Consider the following 21,577-nt stretch of genomic DNA (forward strand, 5'->3'; position numbering starts at 1 on the left):
AGAACGACCTTAAAATCGCTCGGGCCGCCATAGGGCGTAGGCCAGGTAAGCCGTTATGAAAACGGTGACACCACCGCTCAGAATATAATCGAATGTCATCTTCCACCTATCGTTCGTGTCGTGGTCCAGGCTCACGCATGAACAATGGACGACCGAATATGCATCCGATCTCCATAGAGATTCGAGAGGGAAGGAAGAGCGAAGATATAAAGAAACTATAGTGATTCTGGTCGGGATCGTTTCAACCAGCCCTGCCTGTGACACGCTTTGTTTTGCCGCATGTCGTCATCGCAAAACCGCTGCACACTTTTGCGCGACATGCTCAGGCTTCAGCCGATATCGTCAGGCCCTGCCGGATACGGTTGATGACGGTCAGGATCGTGGCAAACGCAATTGCGGGCTGCACCCACCAGGCCCATGCGGGAAGAAAGTCAGCGAGGGCGACCCAAACGCCCAGAAGCGCAAATACGAAAGCGCGATCACTTTTACCCAGCGGCCCATCGTACCGGCGTCCATTTCCGTGAACGACCCCCAGCACACCCGCAAACTCGGACAATACCGAAAGCAGAATGATTGCGCTGATCCAAGGCCCCGTGAACGGTGCAACAAGTGCAAACGGCGCATACAGCGCTGCGTCAGAGACAACATCGCCCAGTTCATTGAGATAGCCGCCAAGCGGTGTCTGCTGCCCGTGCTCCCGCGCAAGCATTCCATCCACGGCATTCAGGCCCATGCGAAGCAGCATCCAGACGGGAATCAGAAGGAACAGTGCGCGGACATCCGTGACCCACAGCAAACCGCCAATCACCACCGAGACCAGCGCTGCCAGCAGTGTAACCTGATTGGCCGTAACCCCGGCCTTTGCCAGACTGTTGACCAGCGGACGCAGCAGCGTTTGGAATGAGGATTTCAGTTTGTAGATTGACACGAATATTGATTCCGAATTTACCAGAGTGCGACTGTACGGCGCGACCCTTGAAAATCAATGGGAAATTCCCCCGCAGCCGGACATATGGGTCGAGTACCACTGGAGGAGCAAGACATGTTGGAAACCGAATTTGCAAGCCATGACGGCGAGACGCTGTTTTACCGGCACTGGCCTGCACAATCGGATGCTCCCAAAGGTGCCATCGTGCTGCTTCATCGCGGCCATGAGCACAGCGGCCGGGTCGCCCACCTCGTCGATGAACTGAAGCTGGATGACTTCGCGTTCTACGCCTGGGATGCGCGTGGCAATGGCCAGTCTCCGGGAGAGCGCGGCTCTGCGCCCTCTTTTGCCCATCTGGTGCAGGATCTTGATTGTTTCATTCGTCACATCTGCCGGATCGATGGCTTTCAGCCGGAGCAGATCGTTGTCATTGCCCAAAGCGTGGGTGCCGTGATTGCATCAACATGGGTGCATGATTATGCCCCGCGTATCCGTGCTCTCGTGCTCGCCTCGCCCGCGTTTGATGTCAAACTCTATGTTCCCTTCGCCAGAGAGGGCATTGCGCTGTGGCAAAACGTCAAAGGCCCGTTTTTCGTCAATTCCTATGTGAAGGCGCGCTTTCTGACCCATGATCCGGAGCGGATTGCATCGTTTGAAACGGACCCTCTGATTACACGGCCTATCGCATCCAACATTCTGCTGGAGCTACACCAGACGGCCAGCCGTGTCGTGAAAGATGCCCGCGCCATAACGGTGCCGACGCTGTTGTTGATCTCCGGCAGCGACTTCGTCGTTTGGCATGGGCCGCAGCACCGATTTTATGAAAATCTCGGCAGCAGGATCAAGGAACGTGTTGTTCTGAAGGGTTTCTACCACGATACGTTGGGCGAGAAAGAGCGGGAAAAGGCGCTGGAACCCATCCGGCGTTTCATCCATGCCCGTTTCGCCGCCGAGCCCGAGTTTATCGATCAGACCCAAAACCATCTTTCCGGTTATACGCGTGACGAAGCCGACCGGCTGGCGACGCCGTTATCCCTGTTCTCACCAAAAGGGCTGTACTGGGCCTTCTCCCGCGCCAACATCAGACTGGGCAGCCTGTTTTCCAAGGGCATTGCCACGGGCAACAAGACGGGCTTTGATTCCGGCTCCACGCTCGATTATGTCTATGAGAACGAGCCGCGCGGACTTGGCCCCGGCGGGCGGCTGATTGATCGCGTCTTTTTGAACGCAATCGGCTGGCGTGGCATCCGCCAGCGCAAAATCCATCTGGAGGACCTGATCCGCACGGCCATGCAGCAGTTGCAGGAGGCGGGTACGCCAGTGCGCATTCTCGATATCGCTGCCGGTCACGGCCGTTACGTGCTCGACGCTGTTGCGAGTTCAAACATAACGCCGGAAAGCATACGCCTTCAGGATTATTCTCCGCTGAATGTGGAAAAAGGACGCGCGCTGATTGCCGAGCGTCACCTTCAGCATGTGGCCTCCTTCCATCAGGCCGATGCATTCGACACGGACGCCGTGGCAGCGGTGACCCCGAGGCCGACACTTGCCATTGCATCCGGTCTCTATGAACTGTTTCCCGATAACGATCTGATTAAAGCGTCGCTTGAGGGGCTCGCCCGTGCATTGGAGCCCGGCTCTATTCTGCTGTACACCTGCCAGCCCTGGCATCCGCAACTGGAAATGATTGCGCGCGCACTCACCTCGCATCGCGGCGGTGCCGCGTGGGTCATGCGGCGGCGCACACAGCAGGAAATGGATCAACTGGTGGCGGCAGCCGGTTTCCAGAAGCAGAGCCAGCGCATCGACACCTGGGGCATCTTTACCGTTTCCATCGCGACCCGCGTCTGATCCCGGCAATGGACAGGCAGGCCACAAAACCATCCCGCGCGAACCAACGCGCTGTCTTCAAAACGGCAGCGCTCTGGCTTCTGTTTCTCGGGCCGTTCTTTTACGCAAGCTATGGGCTGGCCAACTGGCTGGCGGGCCGTCACGCCCAAGTGCCGAGCCTGCTTTTTGCGTGGGAACGCCACATTCCATTCGTGGCCTGGACGATCCTGCCCTACTGGTCGCTGAATGTGTTTTACACCCTGTCATTGTTCATCAACGATACGCCGCTGCATGTCAGCCGTCTGGCAAAACGCTACCTGACGGCTCAGGTGATCGCTGTCCTCTGCTTCATTACCTTTCCCCTGCAAGTTACGTTCCTGCGCCCGGAAACACAGGGGCTTGCGGGGGCCATGTTCGGCCTTCTCGGCGGTTTTGATAAGCCCTTCAATCAGGCACCGTCGCTGCATATTGCGCTCGCCATACTTGTTTGGGATCATTTGAGAACACGTTTTTCCGGCCCATGGCGGTGGGCATGGCACCTCTGGTGTCTGTTGATCGGCTTTTCGGTGCTGACGACATGGCAGCATCACAGCATGGATATGCCGACCGGCGCTTTGCTGGGCCTGTTTGCACTCTGGCTGTTTCCCAAGGACCGTGTTTGCCCACTGGCTGGCTTTCGCCTGACGCGCGACCGCAAATCCCGACGACTTGCGGGCTGGTATCTGCTTGGCGCACTGGCGCTGCTCATAGGCGCATATCACATCACCACACTGTCCGGGGCTGGTCTGTTTCTTCTCTGGCCCTCGGTATCTCTGTTTCTTGTTGCCTTGGGCTATGCGGGTGGCCGTCCGGAGATTTTCCAGAAGAATGCAAACGGAAACGTGAGTCTCGCCAGCAAATGGCTGTTCATGCCCTATCGGCTGTGTGTGCGGCTTAATATTGTCTTCTGGACCTCGTCGCTGCCTGCATCCGTGTCCATTGCCCCAGATGTTGATCTGGGGCGCTTTCCATCCGCCTCGCAAGCACGCCGATATGCTGCCGTTCTGGATGTAACGGCAGAGTTGCCCGGCCTGTCGCACAGCGGCGTGGATTGGCACGCGGTGCCCATGCTGGATCTCGTGCCGATGAACCCGCAGCAACTGCGACAGGCTGCCGATAAGTTGGAAACGTTGCGTCGACAAGGCCCTGTGCTGGTCTGTTGTGCGCTCGGCTTCCAGCGCAGCGCCTCTGTGGTGGCCTGCTGGCTGTTGCAAACGGGGCAGGCGAAAACCATGGCTGACGCACAGGCGGTTCTCCAGGCATCCGGACGCCGGGTTCATCTGCCCGCTTCATCCGCAGAAACGATCATCGAGGCGGCACGATGACGGACTGGCGGGCCGATATGGGTCGGGCGATCACGACGCAGCGCATTTTCGGTTTCGTCGGCATAGCCTTTGCCGTGGTGGCGTTGCTGTTGATGACCGTTGGCCAGCACGATGACAGGTTTCTCTTGAATATCGCTCTTGTGCTCGCGGGTTTGACCACATTGGGAGCCAGCCTGCATTTGGTTCTGGATGCGGCCCTCTTCCAACTTGCGCTGACGCGGGACAGTGAGCAGAGCGGACTGGCAGCCATTGACCACACCCTTGCGGACATGGGGCTGCGCCCGCTTCCCGTGAAAGCGGCCTCTCTCAGCGTGCGGCTTGCGGGAACCAGACGTATTCTGCTGCGCCAGATTGCAGCGTTGGTCATCCTGATCAGTTTGACGGGGTTTCACATTTACAGCCAGACAGGATTGAGTTGATGGGGACATCGCACGCGCCAACGCTGATGCAACGCATAGCAGGCCGGTGTCTGGCCGGTCTTGCCTGGGCGGTCACTGGCGTTCGCCCGATCTGGGACGGATGTGGGCCGGGACAGCGCCAGCGTATCTACTACGCCAACCACACCAGCCACGGCGATTTCATTCTGATTTTTGCCTGCCTGCGGGCCAAAGAGCGGGAGCGAACGGCAGCCGTTGCGGGCGCCGATTACTGGCACGCCGGACCCATCAGGCGCTTTGTCGCCGATCATCTGCTGCGCACCGTTCTTGTGGAACGCAACTGGGTGGAGCGCAGCCAGGACCCCATCAGCACCATGCTGGCGGCGCTGGATCAGGGCCAATCGCTCATCCTGTTCCCGGAGGGCACCCGCAATATGACGGATGAACGGCTTTTGCGGTTCAAATCCGGGCTGTTTAATCTGGTCGCGGCCCGGCCAGATATCGAATTGATACCCTGCTGGATTGAAAACATGGCCCGCGTTATGCCCAAAGGGGCGGTGCTGCCGGTGCCATTTTTGTGCCGCGTGGTTTTTGGACCGCCGCTTGTGTACACACCGGACGAAGACCGCAAAGTTTTTCTTCAAAAAGCACGCGACGCGCTGCTCCGTCTGGCCCCTTTCGAAACGGACCTGCAAGATGAGTGAAACAACGAGACTTTTCCTAGGCTTGGCTGTGGTCCTGACGAGTGCCAGCGCCATAGCCGCATTCCTGTCATGGCGCAGCCCCAAGCCGCTCTCATCCACGCTGCAGAACCTGAATGTCCGCATCAAGGCCTGGTGGATTATGATCGCGGCCATCAGCATCGCGTTCCTGTTTGGTCAAGGCGGCGTCATCCTGCTGTTCGCCTTCGTTTCTTTCGCCGCATTGCGCGAATATGCGACACTGACCAACACCCGCCACGCCGACCGCTGGACGTTGCTCAGCATGTTCATTGTGATTATCCCGGTGCAGTATTATCTCATCTGGATAGACTGGTACGGGCTCTATTCGATCTTCATTCCGGTCTATTGCTTCCTCGCCATGCCCGCGCTCACCGCGTTGCGAGGCGATACGCAGCACTTTCTGGAGCGCGTCAGCGAACAGCAATGGGGTATCATGCTGTCTGTGTACTGCATCAGCCATGTTCCGGCGCTGATGACGCTTCCCATTCCCGCCTACCAAAGTCGCGGACTGCTGTTGATTGCGTTTCTCATCGTCACCGTGCAGGGAAGCGACGTGCTGCAATATATTTTTGGCAAGCTTTTCGGAAAACACCGCATCTCCCCAAAGGTCTCGCCCTCCAAGACCTGGGAGGGTCTGGTGGGTGGCATTCTGAGTGCCGCCGCACTCGGCGCGGCCCTCTACTGGCTCACCCCCTTTTCACCCTTTGAAGCCGGGGCGCTTGCGGGGCTTGCCTGCATCATGGGCTTTCTGGGTGGACTGGTTGCCTCGGCCATCAAGCGGGATCGCGGGGTCAAGGATTGGGGCCACATGATCGAGGGCCACGGCGGCATGATGGATCGTGCCGACAGCCTCGTCTTTGCCGCACCTGTGTTCTTCCATGTGGTCCGTTATGCCTGGACGTGATGCAGGCGTTGTCCGGCCTTTCGCGGCGATAGAGACTGGTCAACACCCTTGTTTTGCGCCCGTCACTGAAGAGAACGGGATACTACCCATCCCCTGAACGAGAAGGCTGCGTAGAAAAGCTCCACGTCAACGAAGCCTGCTTCTCGCAGCAGCTCTTCCTCTTCATGGGGGCTGAGCAGTGGCAGGCTTTTCGCCATGGCTCGGCCGGAAGCGGCGGCCTGCTCCCCGAACTGATCCGCACGGTCGGCGAATGCGGCAGAACGCGTCAACCAGCCAACAGCATCGTCGCGTCCTGCACTATGATGGGCGACAACCAACCTTGCACCGGGCTTCAACCGGCGCTGTATTTCCGTCAATGTGTGAAGCCGTTCTTCCTTATCGAGGAAGTGGAGCGTCAGCAGACATGTTGCGCCGTCGAATGCTTCCACCGGGGCAGCGTCCACGGTCCCCTCAATGAACTGAACCCGATCAGCGATGGACCCGACGTTGCGGCGGGCGAGGTCCAGCATGGCTGCGGACGGATCAACGCCCACAAAAGCCCATCCTGGCTGCGCTTCACCAATGGCCTTCACTTCCAGTCCGCCTCCGGCACCAACGACAAGAATCCGGGCATCGCTGTTTGCCTGCTCCTGCAAAAGCAGCATTGTCATGCGGTGCAGATCGGCCAACCCCGGCACCTTTCGTGGGGTATTCTCGGCGTAAGTCGCTATCAATTCAGCATTGCCAAACGGATTGGCGTGTACCCCTTTGTTCATATCGCTACCTTTCATCTCTCGACACATCATAAGTGTCATAACAGTAAACTTGTCAACACTCATGCAACATCGATTGTGACGATATGGATCAGATGGTATGCTACCATCATTGGAAATGTGGATTGGGATGCGCCATGAGACAGGACAGCCGATTATCGAGGATGTTGCACGTCCTCATTCATATGGGCCGGCATGACGGCGCAATGACGTCCGACAGGATCGCATCCATGCTGGACGCCAATGCCGTTGTCATTCGCCGGACAATGGCGGGCCTTCGAGAAAAGGGCTATGTGCATTCAGTAAAGGGCCACGGCGGCGGCTGGACGTTGGCCCGCCCTCTCTGCGAACTGACGCTTCTCGACATTCACCGGGCAGTTGGTGAGCCATCCATCTTCGCTGTTGGTCCCGCATACGATATGCCGGGTTGTCCAATCGAAAAAGCAGTGAACGCCACGCTGGAAGGCGTTCTTGAGGACGCAAGACGACTGCTGATGGAAAGGTTTGCCAGCGTGACCCTTGCCGATATCGCAGGGTCCTTTCCAGAAGCTGACAAAGTCGAAGAGGTCATGGACCGCAACGGATGACAGGACCGTCGACACGACAATAACACCATCAAGTTTTACCAAACCGACCCCGATTTCTAAAATTCAGCCTTCAGGTCGTGCTCCATCCAGAGTACCGCCCCGCGGAGCACAGACAAGTATCCCGTTTGAAGCAGACTCAATGGCTATCGCGCGGGCCCCGGTCAGGCTACCCTCGCGTACATCGGTATATTCTGTTTCAGGACGGTAAGAAGGTTATCCCGAGTGGGATCACGCACCCCTTTGGTCCACGCAACTGACAAAGGCAGCTTGTTGAACGCCCCGGTTTCGGGCATGTCGAGCTCGATATAGCAAACCCCTTCAACAGCAAGCCGTGATGTCCATTGTGGCACGATAGCAAGACCGATATTGGCCGCGACCAGATTGACGATGGTCTGCTTTTCATCTGCCAACTGTGCAACCCGGGCCTGAAGTCCGGCTTCAATGAACAGGCGCATCGTTAGATCGTGACTGTGAGGACGCGAACGCCTCTCTGGCACGATCAGCGGTTCATCCGCCAGATCCTTGATACGGATACGATTGCAGGACGCCAAGCGATGCGATGTCGACATCGCCACAACCGCAGTCTCGTAAAACAGAAACTCGGTTTTCAACTTCGGATCGACGACGTCGGGCGCTCGGATGAATGCCAGATCAAGCCGCCCGGAAAGCAGCCTCGGGACAAGTTTGATGGTTTTGTCTTCCATCAACTGGATGGGCACGTTGGGATAGCGTTCACGAAAATCATACAGTAACAAGGGCAGCAAACCTGCGGCCGCGCTGTCGATTGCCCCGATCCGCAGACCCGGCGAGCGTTCATGCCGCAACTGCCTGAAACGGTCCCTCATTGCGTCGGTTCTCATAAGCACGTCTCGTGCCTCTTCAAGTAGAGCCTGACCATCGGCAGTCAACGCAACATGGCGTGTCGTGCGGGCCATCAGCCGGGTGCCAAGCGACTCCTCCAGCAAACGGATATGCCGCGACAGTGATGCAGGCATCAAGCCCAGTTTCTGAGCCGCGCGGCCGAAATGAAGTTCGTCGGCAACCGTTACAAAACACCGCAGTTGATTTAAATCCATTGCTTAAATGCGCCCTATTATATCAATTTTTTATATAAATTACTGCGCATTGAGAGACAAGGGCAGGATTGTCATAGATGTGGAGGCGCTGGAGGCGCGCTCAGTTAAGATCAATTCGGGAGGAGAGTGTCGTGACAAACGACCTGGAAACGCGTGTGCTGCGAAAAATCACCTATCGTATCGTTCCCTTCATCATGCTTTTGTACTTCATTGCATTTCTTGACCGGGTTAACATCGGCTTCGCTGCGTTGACCATGAATCAGGATCTGGGTTTCTCCTCGACGATTTACGGGGTTGGTGCCGGTATCTTCTTCCTCGGTTACTTCCTGTTTGAAGTGCCGTCCAACCTAATCCTCGACAAGGTCGGCGCGCGCATATGGATTGCCCGTGTCATGATCAGTTGGGGTATCGTATCCGGCTTGATGGCATTCGTGCAGGGTACGACCAGCTTTTATACGTTGCGGTTTCTTCTGGGCGTGGCCGAGGCCGGCTTTTTCCCCGGCATTATCTTGTACCTCAGCTACTGGTTCCCCGGTCGACGGCGGGCCGCAGTAACGGCCATATTCATGGCCGCCGCGCCATTGTCGACCGTCCTTGGATCGCCAATCTCCGGCGCATTGCTGGAAATGGACGGGTTTCTCGGACTGCACGGTTGGCAGTGGATGTTCCTGATCGAAGCAGCACCGGCCGTCATCCTCGGCGTTGTCGTTCTTTTCTACCTCACTGATCGTCCCGAAGTAGCGAAATGGCTAACGACAGAAGAGCGTGATTGGCTGGTCAACACGATGAATGCCGAGCGGGCGGCCAAGGGCTCCGGGGCCAAACACAGCATTCTGGCTGGACTTGCGGATGTTCGCGTCATCGCTCTGGCGCTCGTATACTTCGGCACATCCGCCGGCCTTTATACGCTGGGAATATGGGCACCGCAGATCATCAAGCAGTTCGGCATGTCGTCTATCCAGGTTGGATTCATCAACGCGATACCCGGTATCTTCGCGGTCGTTGCCATGGTGCTTTGGGCACGTCACTCTGATAAAACCGGTGAACGGACATGGCATGTCGTCGGTGCCTGCATGTTGGCGGCTGCGGGACTGGCTTTCGCAACCGGTGCAACGACGATCGTTACCGTGCTGATTGCGCTCACACTCGTCAACATCGGTGTCAGTTGCGCCAAGCCTCCGCTGTGGAGCATGCCAACTCTGTTCCTGTCGGGCCCCGCCGCGGCCGCCGGTATCGCAACGATCAACTCAATCGGAAACCTTGGCGGCTTCGTTGGTCCATCCATGATCGGCTGGATCAAAGACCTGACAGGCAGCTTTGCTGGCGGTCTATACTTTGTCGCGGGGCTTCTGGTTTTCTCGTCTATCCTCACCCTCATTCTGGCGCGCAGCGGTCCAAAAACTGCGGACAACACCGCCGCCCAACACTAACACCAATACAAACTGGAGAATACCATGCGTGAATATGCAATTGCGACCATCCCGGCTGACGGTATCGGTCCCGAGGTTATCGCCGCCGGAACGCAAGTTCTGGCTGCCCTCGAAAAACGAGAGGGTCACATCAAGTTCAATATCGAGAATTTTGACTGGGGTTCCGATTACTACAAAAAATACGGCGTGATGATGCCCGCCGATGGTCTGGCGCAACTCAAAAAATTTGACGCTATATATTTTGGTGCGGTCGGTGCCCCAGATGTTGCGGACCATATTACGCTCTGGGGTCTGCGGCTGCCGATTTGCCAAGGGTTCGACCAATACGCCAATGTGCGTCCAACCAAGATCCTGCCTGGCATTACCCCGCCTTTGCGCAATTGCGGCCCGGGCGATCTGGACTGGGTTATCGTGCGCGAAAACTCTGAAGGTGAGTACTCCGGACACGGCGGTCGCGCGCACAAAGGACTTCCCGAAGAGGTCGGTACGGAAGTGGCCATCTTTACCCGCGTTGGTGTAACCCGCATCATGCGGTATGCATTCAAGCTTGCCCAGGCCCGCCCCCGCAAGCTTTTGACTGTCGTGACGAAATCGAACGCGCAGCGCCACGGCATGGTGATGTGGGACGAAATTGCTGCAGAGGTGGCCGAGGAATTCCCGGATGTGACCTGGGACAAAATGCTGGTGGATGCGATGACCGTTCGCATGACACTCAATCCCAAAAGCCTCGATACAATCGTGGCAACCAACCTTCATGCCGATATCTTGTCGGACCTTGCCGGTGCGCTTGCCGGCAGCCTTGGGGTTGCTCCAACTGCCAATATCGATCCGGAGCGTCGTTTCCCATCAATGTTCGAGCCTATCCATGGCTCCGCGTTCGATATCACCGGAAAGGGTATTGCCAACCCTGTGGCGACGTTCTGGACAGCAGCACAGATGCTGGAGCATCTGGGCGAGGCAGACGCATCGGCGCGGCTGATGCGCGCGGTCGAAAAGGTGACAGGCGCTGGTGTGCTCACACCGGATGTTGGTGGCACGGCCAACACGCAGGACGTGACCGACGCCGTTATTGACGCGATCTACTCCTCCAACGTTTGATTGTGCATCATGACATGGTCCGATCAACACGCCCGCGATACGCTGCGTCATATTTTTGACGCGGCCGTTGAGAGCGCCAGCCCCAGGCTGGCGGTTTTCAACCATCTCCCCGAAAAACCGAAAGGCCGATGCGTCGTCGTGGGGGCCGGAAAAGCCTCCGCCGCCATGGCAGCAGCGCTGGATGCTGCCTGGCCTGATGTCGATGTGTCGGGCCTTGTCGTAACACGGTATGGCCATGCAGTTTCCGCCGGACGCATTAGCGTCTTGGGAGCGTCCCATCCGGTCCCGGATGCAAAGAGTGAAGAAGCAGCAAGCCTCATCTTGCAGGCGGTACACGGGCTTACTGCCGATGATCTGGTCATAGCGCTGATGTCAGGTGGCGGTTCCGCACTCATGGTTGCTCCCGCAGGAAATATGACGTTAGCCGACAAGCAGGCGGTCAACCGGTCGTTGCTGTCCAGCGGCGCAACCATTGGCGAAATGAATGTTGTGAGAAAGCATCTTTCACGCATTAAGGGCGGGCGTCTGGGCCACGCGGCTCAACCGGCGCGACTGGTCACGCTGGTTATTTCGGACGTGCCTGGTGACGATCCTGCATGGGTCGCGTCAGGACCAACGGTCTCCAGTGCATCGACGCTGGAAGACGCCCGCAGCATTGTATCCCGGTACGATATTCGCCTGCCTGAGGCCGCCAGCGCAGTGCTTCATGACATAACAAAAAAGCCGGACGCCGAAGACTATGTCGGTGAGGTTCATATTGTTGCAGCACCATCGCTTGCCCTCGACGCCGCAGCAGACGCAGCAATCAAGGCCGGACTGCGTCCCCTTATTCTGGGCGATGCGCTGGAAGGAGAAGCCCGTGAATTGGGCATCGTCATGGCCGGTATAGCAAAGTCCGTAAAAGCCAAGGGCGTTCCGGTAGACGCACCGGCCGTATTGCTGTCCGGGGGCGAGGCAACTGTTACAATCCGGAATGGATCGGCCGGACGGGGCGGACGCAACACCGAGTTTCTTCTGTCTCTCGCTGTCGCTCTGAACGGGCATTCTGGCATATGGGCGCTGGCAGGCGATTCAGACGGGATAGACGGGAGCGAGGACGCAGCCGGTGCGTTGATAACTCCGGACACGTTGAGGCGCGGAACCGACATGGGCCTGCATGCGCGAACGTACCTATCCGCCCATGATAGCTACACATTCTTCGACGCTACGGACGACCTTGTCAGGACCGGGCCGACCCTGACCAATGTCAATGATATTAGGGCCGTGCTCGTCGTTTGAGTATCAGACCTGCGACAAAAGCTGTACGCCCGCCTCCGTTTTCCAAAGGACACTTCATGTACCGTAATCGACGAGCGAAAATTGTTGCAACGATCGGCCCTGCAAGCTCATCGCCGGATATGTTGAAACGCTTGTTTGAAGCGGGAGTTGATACCTTTCGTATGAATTTCAGCCACGGCTCCCACCAAGATCACGCGGCAGTGTTTCGGGCCATTCGAACACTGGAAAAGGAAATGGGATGCCCGATCGGCATTCTGCAGGATCTGCAAGGCCCCAAAATTCGCGTTGGACAAATTCCAAACGGGAGGATGACCGTTAAAACCGGTGACACTCTACGGTTTTGCCTGTCGACCGACGACCATGCCGGGGCCATTCTTCTTCCTCATCGTGAGATATATACGGCTGTGACGGCGGGAGATGATCTGCTGATTGATGATGGCAGGGTCCGCGTGCGGGTTTTGGACGCGAAGGCCGAAGTGCTGGAAACCGTCGTCATTGTGGGCGGAATTATTTCGGATCGAAAAGGCGTGAACATTCCCAATGCAGTTCTCGATATATCGCCTTTGACAACCAAGGACCGGCGCGATCTGGAGTTCGGGTTGGAACTGGGTGTCGACTGGGTGGCGCTATCCTTCGTCCAAAAGGCAAGTGACCTGGCGGAAGCGCGGTCGTTGATCAGCCAGCGTGCTGGCCTTATCGCCAAGATTGAAAAGCCCTCAGCCCTGATAGAAATAGACAGCATTATCCAACTGGCAGATGGCATCATGGTTGCCCGTGGCGATCTCGGTGTAGAAATTCCGCCGGAAGACGTACCCGGTCGTCAGAAGGAGCTTGTCCGAGCATGCCGCGCTGCCGAAAAGCCTGTCATCGTTGCGACACAAATGCTGGACTCCATGATTTCTGCGCCCACGCCTACCCGAGCGGAGGCAACGGATGTGGCGATGGCCGTCTATGACGGCGCCGATGCCGTGATGCTGTCTGCGGAAACGGCAGCTGGCATCTACCCGGTTGAAACCGTCGAAATTATGGATCGTATCATTCGCAGCACCGAGAACCATAAATTCTACAAATCCTTGATGGCCGATGCAGATTTTAATGACCCACTTTCGGTGCCGCAGGCGGTTGCATCCGTCGCAGCGGATCTCGCAACATCGATAGGTGCCCCTTTAATTGCAGCATTTACTTCCAGTGGCATGACTGCCGCTCGGGTTGCGCGCAAGCGCCCTGCCTTACCGATTCTAGCTATAACACCCGTCGAAATCGTGGCACGCCAACTGTGCCTGCTTTGGGGTGCCGTCAGCATTCACTCCAAAGACATCACCACATACGAGCAGGCAGTTTCACAGGCTCGAACCATCGGTTCGGCGTTGAAACTGGTTGGCGAGAAGGACAACATAGTCGTGGTTGCCAGTGTCCCTTTCGGTCATACGGGAACAACCAATTCGCTGCGTGTCGTCTAATCACAATGCAGATGTGTTGCTTTTGGACCGGCACTCGGCGATCGTCGTCTGGTGCCTTACGTCGACTGACCCTACGCGTGTTACCCCGCTGCGCCTTTGGAAGGGTTCAAAACACCTTACCAAGATTGGGATGTAAAATGTGAGCCTACGACCAGTCAAGCGACGTAAGCTAGAAAGTAGGAGGGGTGTTGATCCAAAGCAGAAGGGTTTCCCCATCGGCAGTGTTGCGCCATGAATGGGGCCTGTTGCTCTCAAAGTAAAAGCTATCGCCCGGATGAAGCTCAAAAAAACGTTCGCCGTCCAGAACGATTTCCAGACTGCCACTCAAGACGTGAATGAACTCCTCACCCACATGCTGGTAGGCACCTTCGCTGGAGGCACCGGCGGCGAGCTGAAAACGGTGGCATTCCATTTGCAGATCACCGGAAGCCAGTACCTGCACCGAGACACCTGAGGATGTTCGCGGCAGGCTTTTCCAATCCCCAGCGCGGATGAGCGACTCTTTACCATCAATACGCTGCTCGCTCAGGGCCGCGACCGTTGTACCCAAATGGGCCGCAAGGGCGTGCAAAGCGGTGAAAGACAAGCCCGTGGAGGTCCGCTCGAAAGTGGACAGTATTGAAACAGGCAACCCGGTTGCATGCCCGACCGCCGCCAGAGTCTGGCGCAATTCCAAGCGCAACCGGCGTATCTTTTGACCAATCGGCACTTCCGCCGAATGGTCCATCGTCGAGGGAGATACGGTCTCACCCTCCCCGCTGAGGGCCGCACGAATGGCCGCAGGGTTCAAACCGCGTTCGCTTCTCAACCATACAATCTTTTGAAGCCGTGCAACGAGATGGTGGTCGTACAGGCGCTGCCCCGATGGGGTGCGCACCGGGTCAATCAACCCCTGCGCCTCCCACAGTCTCAAGGTCGATGCGGAGACGCCGGCCATTCTGGCAGCATCCGCAATTTTATAGGCAGTATTGTCCATGACCACCAGTGCGCTGAAACCCAAGCCACGTCTTAACGCGCCAAAACGAGATTGCAACTCTACAGAAAATATGTAGAGATAGCGCAACATCATCCGGGAGACATTCTCATGACCAATGCGCAGATTGCCGCCCGCCGCACCGACGCCATCGCGCGCGGGGTTGGCGTCACCACGCAGATTTACGCCGACAGGGCTGAAAATGCGGAAATATGGGATGTCGAGGGTCGTCGCTATATCGATTTTGCCGCAGGCATTGCCGTGGTCAATACCGGGCACCGCCATCCCAAGATCATTGCAGCCGTCAAGGACCAGCTCGACCGTTTCACCCATACATGCCATCAGGTTGTGCCTTACGAAAACTATGTTCGTCTTGCCGAGCGCTTGAACGATCTCGTTCCGGGCGACTTCCAGAAAAAAACGATCTTCGTGACCACGGGCGCGGAAGCGGTGGAGAATGCCGTGAAAATCGCACGCGCTGCGACGCGCCGGTCGGCGATCATTGCCTTTACCGGCGGCTTTCACGGTCGCACCTTCATGGGCATGAGCCTGACCGGAAAGGTGGTGCCCTACAAGACCGGCTTTGGTGCCATGTTGCCGGACGTTTTCCACATCCCCTTCCCGGTTGAATTGCACGGCCAGTCTGTTGATGCGACGTTTGCAGCCCTCGACACGCTGTTCAAGGCCGATGTGGACCCCAATTGCGTCGCCGCCTTTATCATTGAACCCGTGCAGGGCGAAGGCGGCTTCTATGAAGCCCCGCGTGCCTTTATGCAAAAGCTTCGTGAACTGGCGGACAAGCACAACATTCTGCTGATTGCCGATGAGGTGCAGACAGGCTTTTCGCGCACCGGCAAAACCTTTGCCATGGAGCATTATGGGGTGGCGGCGGATATCACCACCATGGCCAAGGGACTGGGCGGCGGCTTTCCGATTGCTGCGGTGACAGGACGCGCCGACATTATGGATGCGCCGGGACCGGGTGGGCTGGGCGGTACATACGGCGGCAACCCCATTGGCATTGCCGCGGGCAACGCCGTTCTCGATGTGATTGAAGATGAAAAGCTCAACGAACGGGCAGACCTGCTGGGCGCGCGCCTAAAGCAGCGTTTGCAGTCGCTCGTCAGCGCTGTGCCCCAGATTGCCGATATCCGTGGACCCGGATTCATGAATGCGGTGGAGTTCCATTTCCCCGGCAACAAGACGCCAAACGCTGATTTTACCCACAAGGTTCGTGAGCGCGCATTGGAAAAGGGCCTTATTCTGCTAACCTGTGGCGTGTACGGAAATGTCATCCGCTTCCTCGCACCCATCACGATTCAGGATAATGTGTTTGCCGAGGCACTGGATATTCTGGATGAAACGCTGCGCGAATGCGCCTGAGCATGAGCATGAGCATTTGTTTTGACGAGAGGCCTGATCGATGATTGCACATTCTTTTGTATCCAAGCTCAAAGACCCCTCGCTTCTGACGAGCAAGGCGCTGATTGCCGGACAATGGGTTGATGCGGGCGGTAATGGCACGACATTTGATGTGACCAACCCCTCCACCGGTGAGGTTATTGCCACCCTGCCCGATCTGGGACGGACCGATGCCGGACGCGCCATCGACGCCGCCTACACCGCCCAGAAGGCATGGGCCAAACGAACCGGCAAGGAACGCGCCGCCGTGCTGCGCAGACTTTTTGACCTGATGGTTGCCAATGCCGATGACCTCGCCATTATCCTGACGATGGAGATGGGCAAACCGCTGGCGGAGGCGAAGGGCGAAGTCCTCTATGGCGCGTCCTACGTGGAGTGGTTCGCCGAAGAAGCCAAGCGCGTTTATGGCGATACCATTCCCGGGCACCAGCAAGACAAGCGCATCATCGTCATCAAGCAGCCAGTTGGCGTGGTTGCAGCCATCACGCCGTGGAACTTCCCCAATGCCATGCTGGCTCGCAAATTTGCGCCTGCCATTGCAGCGGGCTGTGCCATGGTTTCCAAACCCGCAGCCGAAACGCCGCTATCGGCCTTGGCGCTGGCGCTGCTTGCCGAGCGCGCCGGGCTTCCGGCTGGCCTGTTCAGTGTGGTCACATCACGCGATTCCGTTGCCATTGGCAAGGAGTTCACTGAAAACGAAAAGGTCCGCAAACTGACCTTTACCGGCTCGACACAGGTCGGCAAGATTTTGATGCGCCAGGGTGCCGATCAGGTGATGAAGCTTGGTCTGGAGCTTGGCGGCAATGCGCCGTTCATCGTCTTTGACGATGCCGATCTGGATGCGGCTGTTGAAGGTGCAATGGTTTCCAAATACCGCAACAACGGTCAGACCTGCGTTTGCGCCAACCGGCTCTATGTGCAGGCCGGTGTGTACGATGCGTTTGCTGATAAGCTGGCAGCCAAGGTTCGCGCTTTGAAGGTGGGCGATGGTTTTGAGCCGAATGTTTCCGCCGGCCCGCTGATCACGCAGAAAGCGGTGGAGAAAGTCGAGCAGCACATTGCCGACGCCTTGTCGAAAGGGGCCAAGGTTGCCGTTGGCGGGCAGCGGCATGAAAAAGGCGGGCTGTTCTTCCAGCCGACCATTCTGACCGGTGTCACCCCGCAGATGGTGGTGGCGAAAGAGGAAACGTTTGGCCCGGTTGCGCCGCTGTTCCAGTTCGAAACCGAGGAGGATGTCATTGCCATGGCCAATGATACCGAATTCGGATTGGCATCCTACTTCTATGCCAAGGATTTATCTCGTGTCTTCCGCGTGGCCGAAGCCCTGGAATATGGCATGGTTGGCATCAATACAGGCCTAATCTCCACCGAAGTCGCCCCGTTTGGCGGCATCAAACAATCCGGTCAGGGCCGTGAAGGCTCCAAATACGGTATCGATGACTATCTGGAAATCAAGTACATGTGCCTCGGTCTAACCTGACTGGCTGCGGTGACGCTGGCTTGGAGCATTTCCAGCGAACACGCGTTCGCCTGAAATGCTCTCGCGACCGCTACAGGGTCAGCAAGTCCCGTTCGATTGCTTGTCCAAAATCTAGAAGTCGCTGCTCGTCATGCCGTCGCCCCACGAGTTGCACACTCGGCGGTGGATTTGTGCCTTCTTTGTCCAGCGGCATCGCCAAAGCGGGGTGTCCCGTATGGTTGAACAGGCAGGTTTGACGCACCAGACCCAAGGTAAAATCATGGTCTCGTCCGCCAATTCTCACAGTGTCGGCATCGCGGCGGGGATGGAGCACAGACAGCGTCGGCGTCACGAACACATCGACATCATCCAGCAGCCGGTTGACGTGAGCCGTCAAAGACTGACGCTGAACGCACGCCGTGACGTAATCGGACACCGGCAGCGCCTGAGCGGCTTTAAACCAGTCGCGCGCCATCTCTGGATAATCCGGAATGTCCTGCGTGTAGTGCGCATAATGGTGGGCTGCACTTTCAACGAAGAAGATTGTTCCATGCATTTTTGAGATGGCGTCGAGGTCGGGGAGATCAACAATTTTCGCAATGATACCCACACTTCCCAATCGTTCCAGATGAGACCAGAACGCATTGGCGACTGGCGCTTCTGCATCGCGGACCCATTTCGGATCGTAGCCGATGACCTTGACCCCGGCAGTCGGGCTGCGGCTGTCTTGGAGCGCGTCCCACATCAGGGCAAGGTCGCCGACCGTCCTGGCCATCGGGCCGATGTGGTCGAGCGTAGGCACCAGCGGATAGACCCCCGTCATTGGCAACACCGAAAAGGTCGGCTTTAAGCCGGCGGTGCCACAGCAAGCCGAAGGAATACGGATTGACCCGCCCGTATCGGTTCCAATGGCCGCCAGACAGTAGCCCGCCACCAGCGCTGCAGCCGAACCACCGCTGGAGCCTCCGACGGTCAAATCAGCATTCGCGGGATAGGTGACGTCCAGCGTCCGCACGCCGAAGGCTCCGGGATCGCTGACCGATACACCGATGATAACCGCGCCTGCCTGCCGCAAGCGGGCGACAAGCGGGGCATCGGTATCGGGCCGGTTGTTAGCGCGGAAATCCAGTCCTGCGGAGCAGGGAGCGCCCGCCGTATCGCAGTTTTCCTTGATGACGATGGGTATGCCGGTCAGGGGGCCGAATGCAGTGCCCGTCTTTATTGTCAGGTCCAGTGCACGCGCGGTTTCGAGCGCCTGTTCACTTGCTACAAAACGAAGGGCATGAGTTTGCCCGTTCGTTTGCGCAATGGTTGAAAGACAATGAGATGTCAGCGCTTCCACGCTGACCTCCCCTTTGGCAATGGCAGCGCTTGCTGCCGTGGCACTGGTCAAAAACGCGCTCATCGTGCGCTGCCTGTGTTAAAGACTGCATCCGACAACCTCGGGATCGACCTGCCCGAAGTTTTCAACGATATCCCACTGCCCCTTATCGTTACCGCGTGCCAGCAGGCTGTTGGACCGCATCACATTGTTTTTCGCAAAGTTAACCTTGCCTTGTGGCGCATCGAACTCCACCTGCCGGAAAGCGTCGATGACCGCCTGGCTTTCGGTCGATTTGGCGTGTTCGACGGCCAGTTTGTAGAGATAAACCGCATCATAAGCTGCTTCGCCGATGGCATTGATCGGTTTGTCCGCGCCGAACATCGCACCATAGGCGGCTTTGAAGGCGGTGTTCTTTTCATTTTCCAGCCCCATGAAATAGGCCTGATTGGACAATGTTCCGGATGTCAATTCAGGGTGGGCAAAGGAAAATGTTTCATCCAGACCATTGGAGAAGAGCTGCTGCTTGAACCCGAAACTCTTATACTGCTTAAGGCAGGTGATCAGGTCATTACCGGCAACCATGACCCAGACGAAATCGGGGTTTGCGGCTCGAACCCGGTCAAACACCGGCCCAAAATCCTGCGTACCAAACGGCAGGAAGTCCGTACCCACGACCTTGCCGCCTTTGGCTTCCATGGCGCTGGTTATTTCCTCAGCACTTTTGCGCGGCCAGACATAGTCGGAGCCGATGATGTCGGTAGATTTCCCCTCGTTCGCAGTCAACCAGTTTGCTGATGGCACGATCTGCTGGTTGGGAACCTGACCGGTTGAGAAGAAGTGCGGCTCACACACGCCGCCCTCGTAGTAGGTCGTATAGATCAGCAGTTTCTTGGCGGGGGTGGTGACGCTGCGGGCGTGTGGTCGATGACACCTGCGACAGCAAAGGTGTGTGCTTCAAGGAAAACGCCGTCTATATGCCCAAGGACCTTGTTGAGGGAAGCCGGGTCTACTTCCTGAATGCTGGCAGCTACACCACCGCCTACGTCATGGAGCTGTTCAACCGCACCAAGGCTTTGAGCGCCTTCTGCTTTCCGGACCCTCTGACCAACAACCCCGATCCTCGTCCCTGGATGAAAGGCGTTGTGACGCAAGGTGAAGCCGCCCATCCGGGCAAGGACTTCAAGGCGCTGCGTACGGCGTACCGCGCGCTCAATACCGATGTGGGTCGCCGCCGCTTCCTGACCGAAAACCTGCCCGGTGCTGGCACCCTTGGCATGGGCCTTCTGCCCGCCAGCCAGATCAAGCGCGTTCGTGAGTTGAACGACGCCATTTTGAAACACAACACCAGCCTTCCCGGTGATGGGCTCCAAATCGGCTTTCAGCCGCAGATGCTGTTCAAGACCATTGAGGAGGGCTGGGTTGCCAACTCATCCATCATGTCCCTTGATGATTGGCAGAAGTTCAGCAACATTCAAGCCAAAGGCGGCGCCAAGGCATATTTCTGTATTCAAAACCAGCACCAGAGCAGCGGCAAGCTTTGTACTCTGATGCACGCAACGCTTGTCGTTGTGCCTGAGAACAAGGCAGACGGCCCCACCAAATTTCTGGAGATGAACTACAACCCTTATGTTTGCGATGGTCTGGACGAGGCGTGGTCAAGCGTGCATTTGGCAAGCACTTGCGCAACGAGAACCGTTACCGCGATCCCGCTGGCATCATCGAGCAGCTCATGGTCGGTGCCACGCTTGCGCCGACATTTGCGACGGCTGATCTTGCCTGGGGTGGATCGCTTAACGAGCGCGAGCCCTTGTCCGTCTACTGGCCTGATGCGACCGCAAAAGCCGGCAAGAAGCGCCCGATCGAGCTCGAAGGCGCCTTGGTCTTTGATCTCAACGCCGAGCAACATTCGGTTATGTTGCAGTACTTCGCGTTCATGGATGCCTCCTACGCCAAGGCCATGCCGTATCCAACCGTGCCCATGTCGATGCCAACTCCTGCCTGCGGACCACCATCCGCGTGCTCACCATGGCTCTTACTGGACGTGACCAGCACTTCGGCTACGACTGGCCCACCGACAGCGTTATCGAACACTTGGCCAAGGTTGCGGCCACGTGCCTTTGGACCGACAAGAAGGGCGAGAGCATTTCCGACCTTGAGCGGTTCAAGAAGGGTAGCAAGACCATCGACCAGGAGGCGTTCACCGCCAACGTTCAAGCCATTTTGAGCCACCCCACCACGGAGCCCAAGCTTTTTAGATCCATTCCCTATGTCTTTGATTTGCTCTTGGACCACCGGTCGACGCGGTTTGCTTCCGCGACTATTGGCGCGTAACTTTCCATCTGTGGTTCTTCAACAAACGAAACAACTCCGATGGGTCGCAACACGATACGGCAAGCTGCTTGCAAACGTTGTGGGTTTCGTCAAACTCGCAGCTTGCGCTATACGGCTCAAATAGTTTAATCGCCACTACTGTGCAATTCGGTAACCTCTCGTGATTGTCTCAGAGAGCTTTCTGCAATTCTGGCAGAAAATCAAAGATATCCCCGACAAGGCCGTAATCGGCGACCTGAAAGATCGGCGCTTCCTCGTCCTT

The 21,577-nt window shown here is 57.3% G+C and carries 19 protein-coding genes and 1 pseudogene; 14 read left to right on the forward strand and 6 right to left on the reverse strand.

The window, feature by feature from the left end:
• Positions 1-322: 322 nt before the first annotated feature.
• On the reverse strand, positions 323-928 hold the full coding sequence (locus tag IFT84_RS08425; RefSeq protein ID WP_192118236.1) for a CDP-alcohol phosphatidyltransferase family protein: 606 nt from the start codon (positions 926-928) through the stop codon (positions 323-325).
• A 114-nt stretch (positions 929-1,042) separates the two neighbouring features.
• Here IFT84_RS08425 and IFT84_RS08430 point away from each other — a divergent pair, with 114 nt between their 5' ends.
• Genes IFT84_RS08430 through IFT84_RS08450 form a run of 5 tightly spaced genes read left to right on the forward strand, consistent with a single transcriptional unit; the run spans position 1,043 to position 6,125 of the window.
• Positions 1,043-2,779 carry a bifunctional alpha/beta hydrolase/class I SAM-dependent methyltransferase gene (locus tag IFT84_RS08430; protein ID WP_192118238.1) on the forward strand — a complete coding sequence of 579 codons (1,737 nt, stop codon included), beginning with the start codon at positions 1,043-1,045 and terminating at the stop codon, positions 2,777-2,779.
• An 8-nt stretch (positions 2,780-2,787) separates the two neighbouring features.
• Positions 2,788-4,122 carry a phosphatase PAP2/dual specificity phosphatase family protein gene (locus IFT84_RS08435; RefSeq protein ID WP_192118240.1) on the forward strand — a complete coding sequence of 445 codons (1,335 nt, stop codon included), beginning with the start codon at positions 2,788-2,790 and terminating at the stop codon, positions 4,120-4,122.
• Positions 4,119-4,541 (forward strand): hypothetical protein, encoded by a 423-nt coding sequence (locus tag IFT84_RS08440; protein WP_192118241.1) that lies wholly within the window; start codon positions 4,119-4,121, stop codon positions 4,539-4,541. Before IFT84_RS08435 ends, IFT84_RS08440 begins: the two co-directional genes overlap by 4 nt.
• Entirely contained in the window at positions 4,541-5,203 is a 663-nt protein-coding gene (locus IFT84_RS08445) for a lysophospholipid acyltransferase family protein (RefSeq protein ID WP_192118243.1), read from the forward strand. Before IFT84_RS08440 ends, IFT84_RS08445 begins: the two co-directional genes overlap by 1 nt.
• Positions 5,196-6,125 (forward strand): phosphatidate cytidylyltransferase, encoded by a 930-nt coding sequence (locus IFT84_RS08450; protein WP_192118245.1) that lies wholly within the window; start codon positions 5,196-5,198, stop codon positions 6,123-6,125. The genes IFT84_RS08445 and IFT84_RS08450 overlap by 8 nt, the downstream gene beginning before the upstream one ends.
• A gap of 62 nt (positions 6,126-6,187) precedes the next feature.
• Here IFT84_RS08450 and IFT84_RS08455 read toward each other — a convergent pair whose 3' ends face one another.
• Positions 6,188-6,880 carry a class I SAM-dependent methyltransferase gene (locus tag IFT84_RS08455; protein ID WP_192118247.1) on the reverse strand — a complete coding sequence of 231 codons (693 nt, stop codon included), beginning with the start codon at positions 6,878-6,880 and terminating at the stop codon, positions 6,188-6,190.
• A gap of 134 nt (positions 6,881-7,014) precedes the next feature.
• Between IFT84_RS08455 and IFT84_RS08460 the strand changes: the two genes are divergently transcribed.
• Positions 7,015-7,464 carry an Rrf2 family transcriptional regulator gene (locus tag IFT84_RS08460; RefSeq protein ID WP_192118249.1) on the forward strand — a complete coding sequence of 150 codons (450 nt, stop codon included), beginning with the start codon at positions 7,015-7,017 and terminating at the stop codon, positions 7,462-7,464.
• A gap of 161 nt (positions 7,465-7,625) precedes the next feature.
• On the opposite strand, the gene IFT84_RS08465 is transcribed toward IFT84_RS08460, so the two are convergent.
• The gene (locus IFT84_RS08465; protein ID WP_192118251.1) at positions 7,626-8,540 is read right to left on the reverse strand and encodes a LysR family transcriptional regulator; all 915 of its coding nucleotides are present in this window, start codon (positions 8,538-8,540) and stop codon (positions 7,626-7,628) included.
• Between the two features lie 131 nt (positions 8,541-8,671).
• Between IFT84_RS08465 and IFT84_RS08470 the strand changes: the two genes are divergently transcribed.
• Genes IFT84_RS08470 through pyk form a run of 4 tightly spaced genes read left to right on the forward strand, consistent with a single transcriptional unit; the run spans position 8,672 to position 13,806 of the window.
• Entirely contained in the window at positions 8,672-9,970 is a 1,299-nt protein-coding gene (locus IFT84_RS08470) for a D-galactonate transporter (protein WP_192118253.1), read from the forward strand.
• Between the two features lie 24 nt (positions 9,971-9,994).
• Positions 9,995-11,068, forward strand: a complete 1,074-nt coding sequence (locus IFT84_RS08475; RefSeq protein ID WP_192118256.1) for a tartrate dehydrogenase — start codon at positions 9,995-9,997, stop codon at positions 11,066-11,068.
• A 9-nt stretch (positions 11,069-11,077) separates the two neighbouring features.
• The gene (locus IFT84_RS08480; protein WP_192118258.1) at positions 11,078-12,346 is read left to right on the forward strand and encodes a glycerate kinase type-2 family protein; all 1,269 of its coding nucleotides are present in this window, start codon (positions 11,078-11,080) and stop codon (positions 12,344-12,346) included.
• Positions 12,347-12,402: 56 nt separating this feature from the next.
• Positions 12,403-13,806, forward strand: coding sequence for a pyruvate kinase (pyk, locus tag IFT84_RS08485; RefSeq protein ID WP_192118260.1), 1,404 nt, complete (start codon positions 12,403-12,405; stop codon positions 13,804-13,806).
• Positions 13,807-13,975: 169 nt separating this feature from the next.
• Here pyk and IFT84_RS08490 read toward each other — a convergent pair whose 3' ends face one another.
• A complete protein-coding gene (locus tag IFT84_RS08490; RefSeq protein WP_192118375.1) occupies positions 13,976-14,782 on the reverse strand; it encodes a MerR family transcriptional regulator in 807 nt (268 codons plus the stop codon).
• 108 nt (positions 14,783-14,890) lie between these two features.
• Between IFT84_RS08490 and IFT84_RS08495 the strand changes: the two genes are divergently transcribed.
• Together IFT84_RS08495 and IFT84_RS08500 are read left to right on the forward strand one after the other, a co-directional pair.
• Complete coding sequence (locus tag IFT84_RS08495; RefSeq protein WP_192118262.1) at positions 14,891-16,162, forward strand: 4-aminobutyrate--2-oxoglutarate transaminase; 1,272 nt, start codon at positions 14,891-14,893, stop codon at positions 16,160-16,162.
• A gap of 40 nt (positions 16,163-16,202) precedes the next feature.
• A complete protein-coding gene (locus IFT84_RS08500; RefSeq protein ID WP_192118264.1) occupies positions 16,203-17,681 on the forward strand; it encodes an NAD-dependent succinate-semialdehyde dehydrogenase in 1,479 nt (492 codons plus the stop codon).
• 70 nt (positions 17,682-17,751) lie between these two features.
• Here the strand turns inward: IFT84_RS08500 and IFT84_RS08505 are convergent, their stop codons facing one another.
• Together IFT84_RS08505 and IFT84_RS08510 are read right to left on the reverse strand one after the other, a co-directional pair.
• The gene (locus IFT84_RS08505) at positions 17,752-19,065 is read right to left on the reverse strand and encodes an amidase (protein ID WP_192118266.1); all 1,314 of its coding nucleotides are present in this window, start codon (positions 19,063-19,065) and stop codon (positions 17,752-17,754) included.
• Between the two features lie 15 nt (positions 19,066-19,080).
• Positions 19,081-19,884: pseudogene (locus tag IFT84_RS08510) on the reverse strand (transporter substrate-binding protein); the annotation flags it as partial.
• Between the two features lie 74 nt (positions 19,885-19,958).
• On the opposite strand from IFT84_RS08510, the gene IFT84_RS08515 reads away from it, so the two are divergent.
• Positions 19,959-21,029, forward strand: a complete 1,071-nt coding sequence (locus IFT84_RS08515) for a hypothetical protein (RefSeq protein WP_192118268.1) — start codon at positions 19,959-19,961, stop codon at positions 21,027-21,029.
• Positions 21,010-21,315 (forward strand): hypothetical protein, encoded by a 306-nt coding sequence (locus IFT84_RS08520; RefSeq protein ID WP_192118270.1) that lies wholly within the window; start codon positions 21,010-21,012, stop codon positions 21,313-21,315. The genes IFT84_RS08515 and IFT84_RS08520 overlap by 20 nt, the downstream gene beginning before the upstream one ends.
• The last annotated feature ends 262 nt before the right edge of the window (positions 21,316-21,577 follow it).

The sequence above is a fragment of the Rhizobium sp. CFBP 8762 genome, assembly GCF_014841565.1.
Classification (GTDB): domain Bacteria; phylum Pseudomonadota; class Alphaproteobacteria; order Rhizobiales; family Rhizobiaceae; genus CFBP-8762.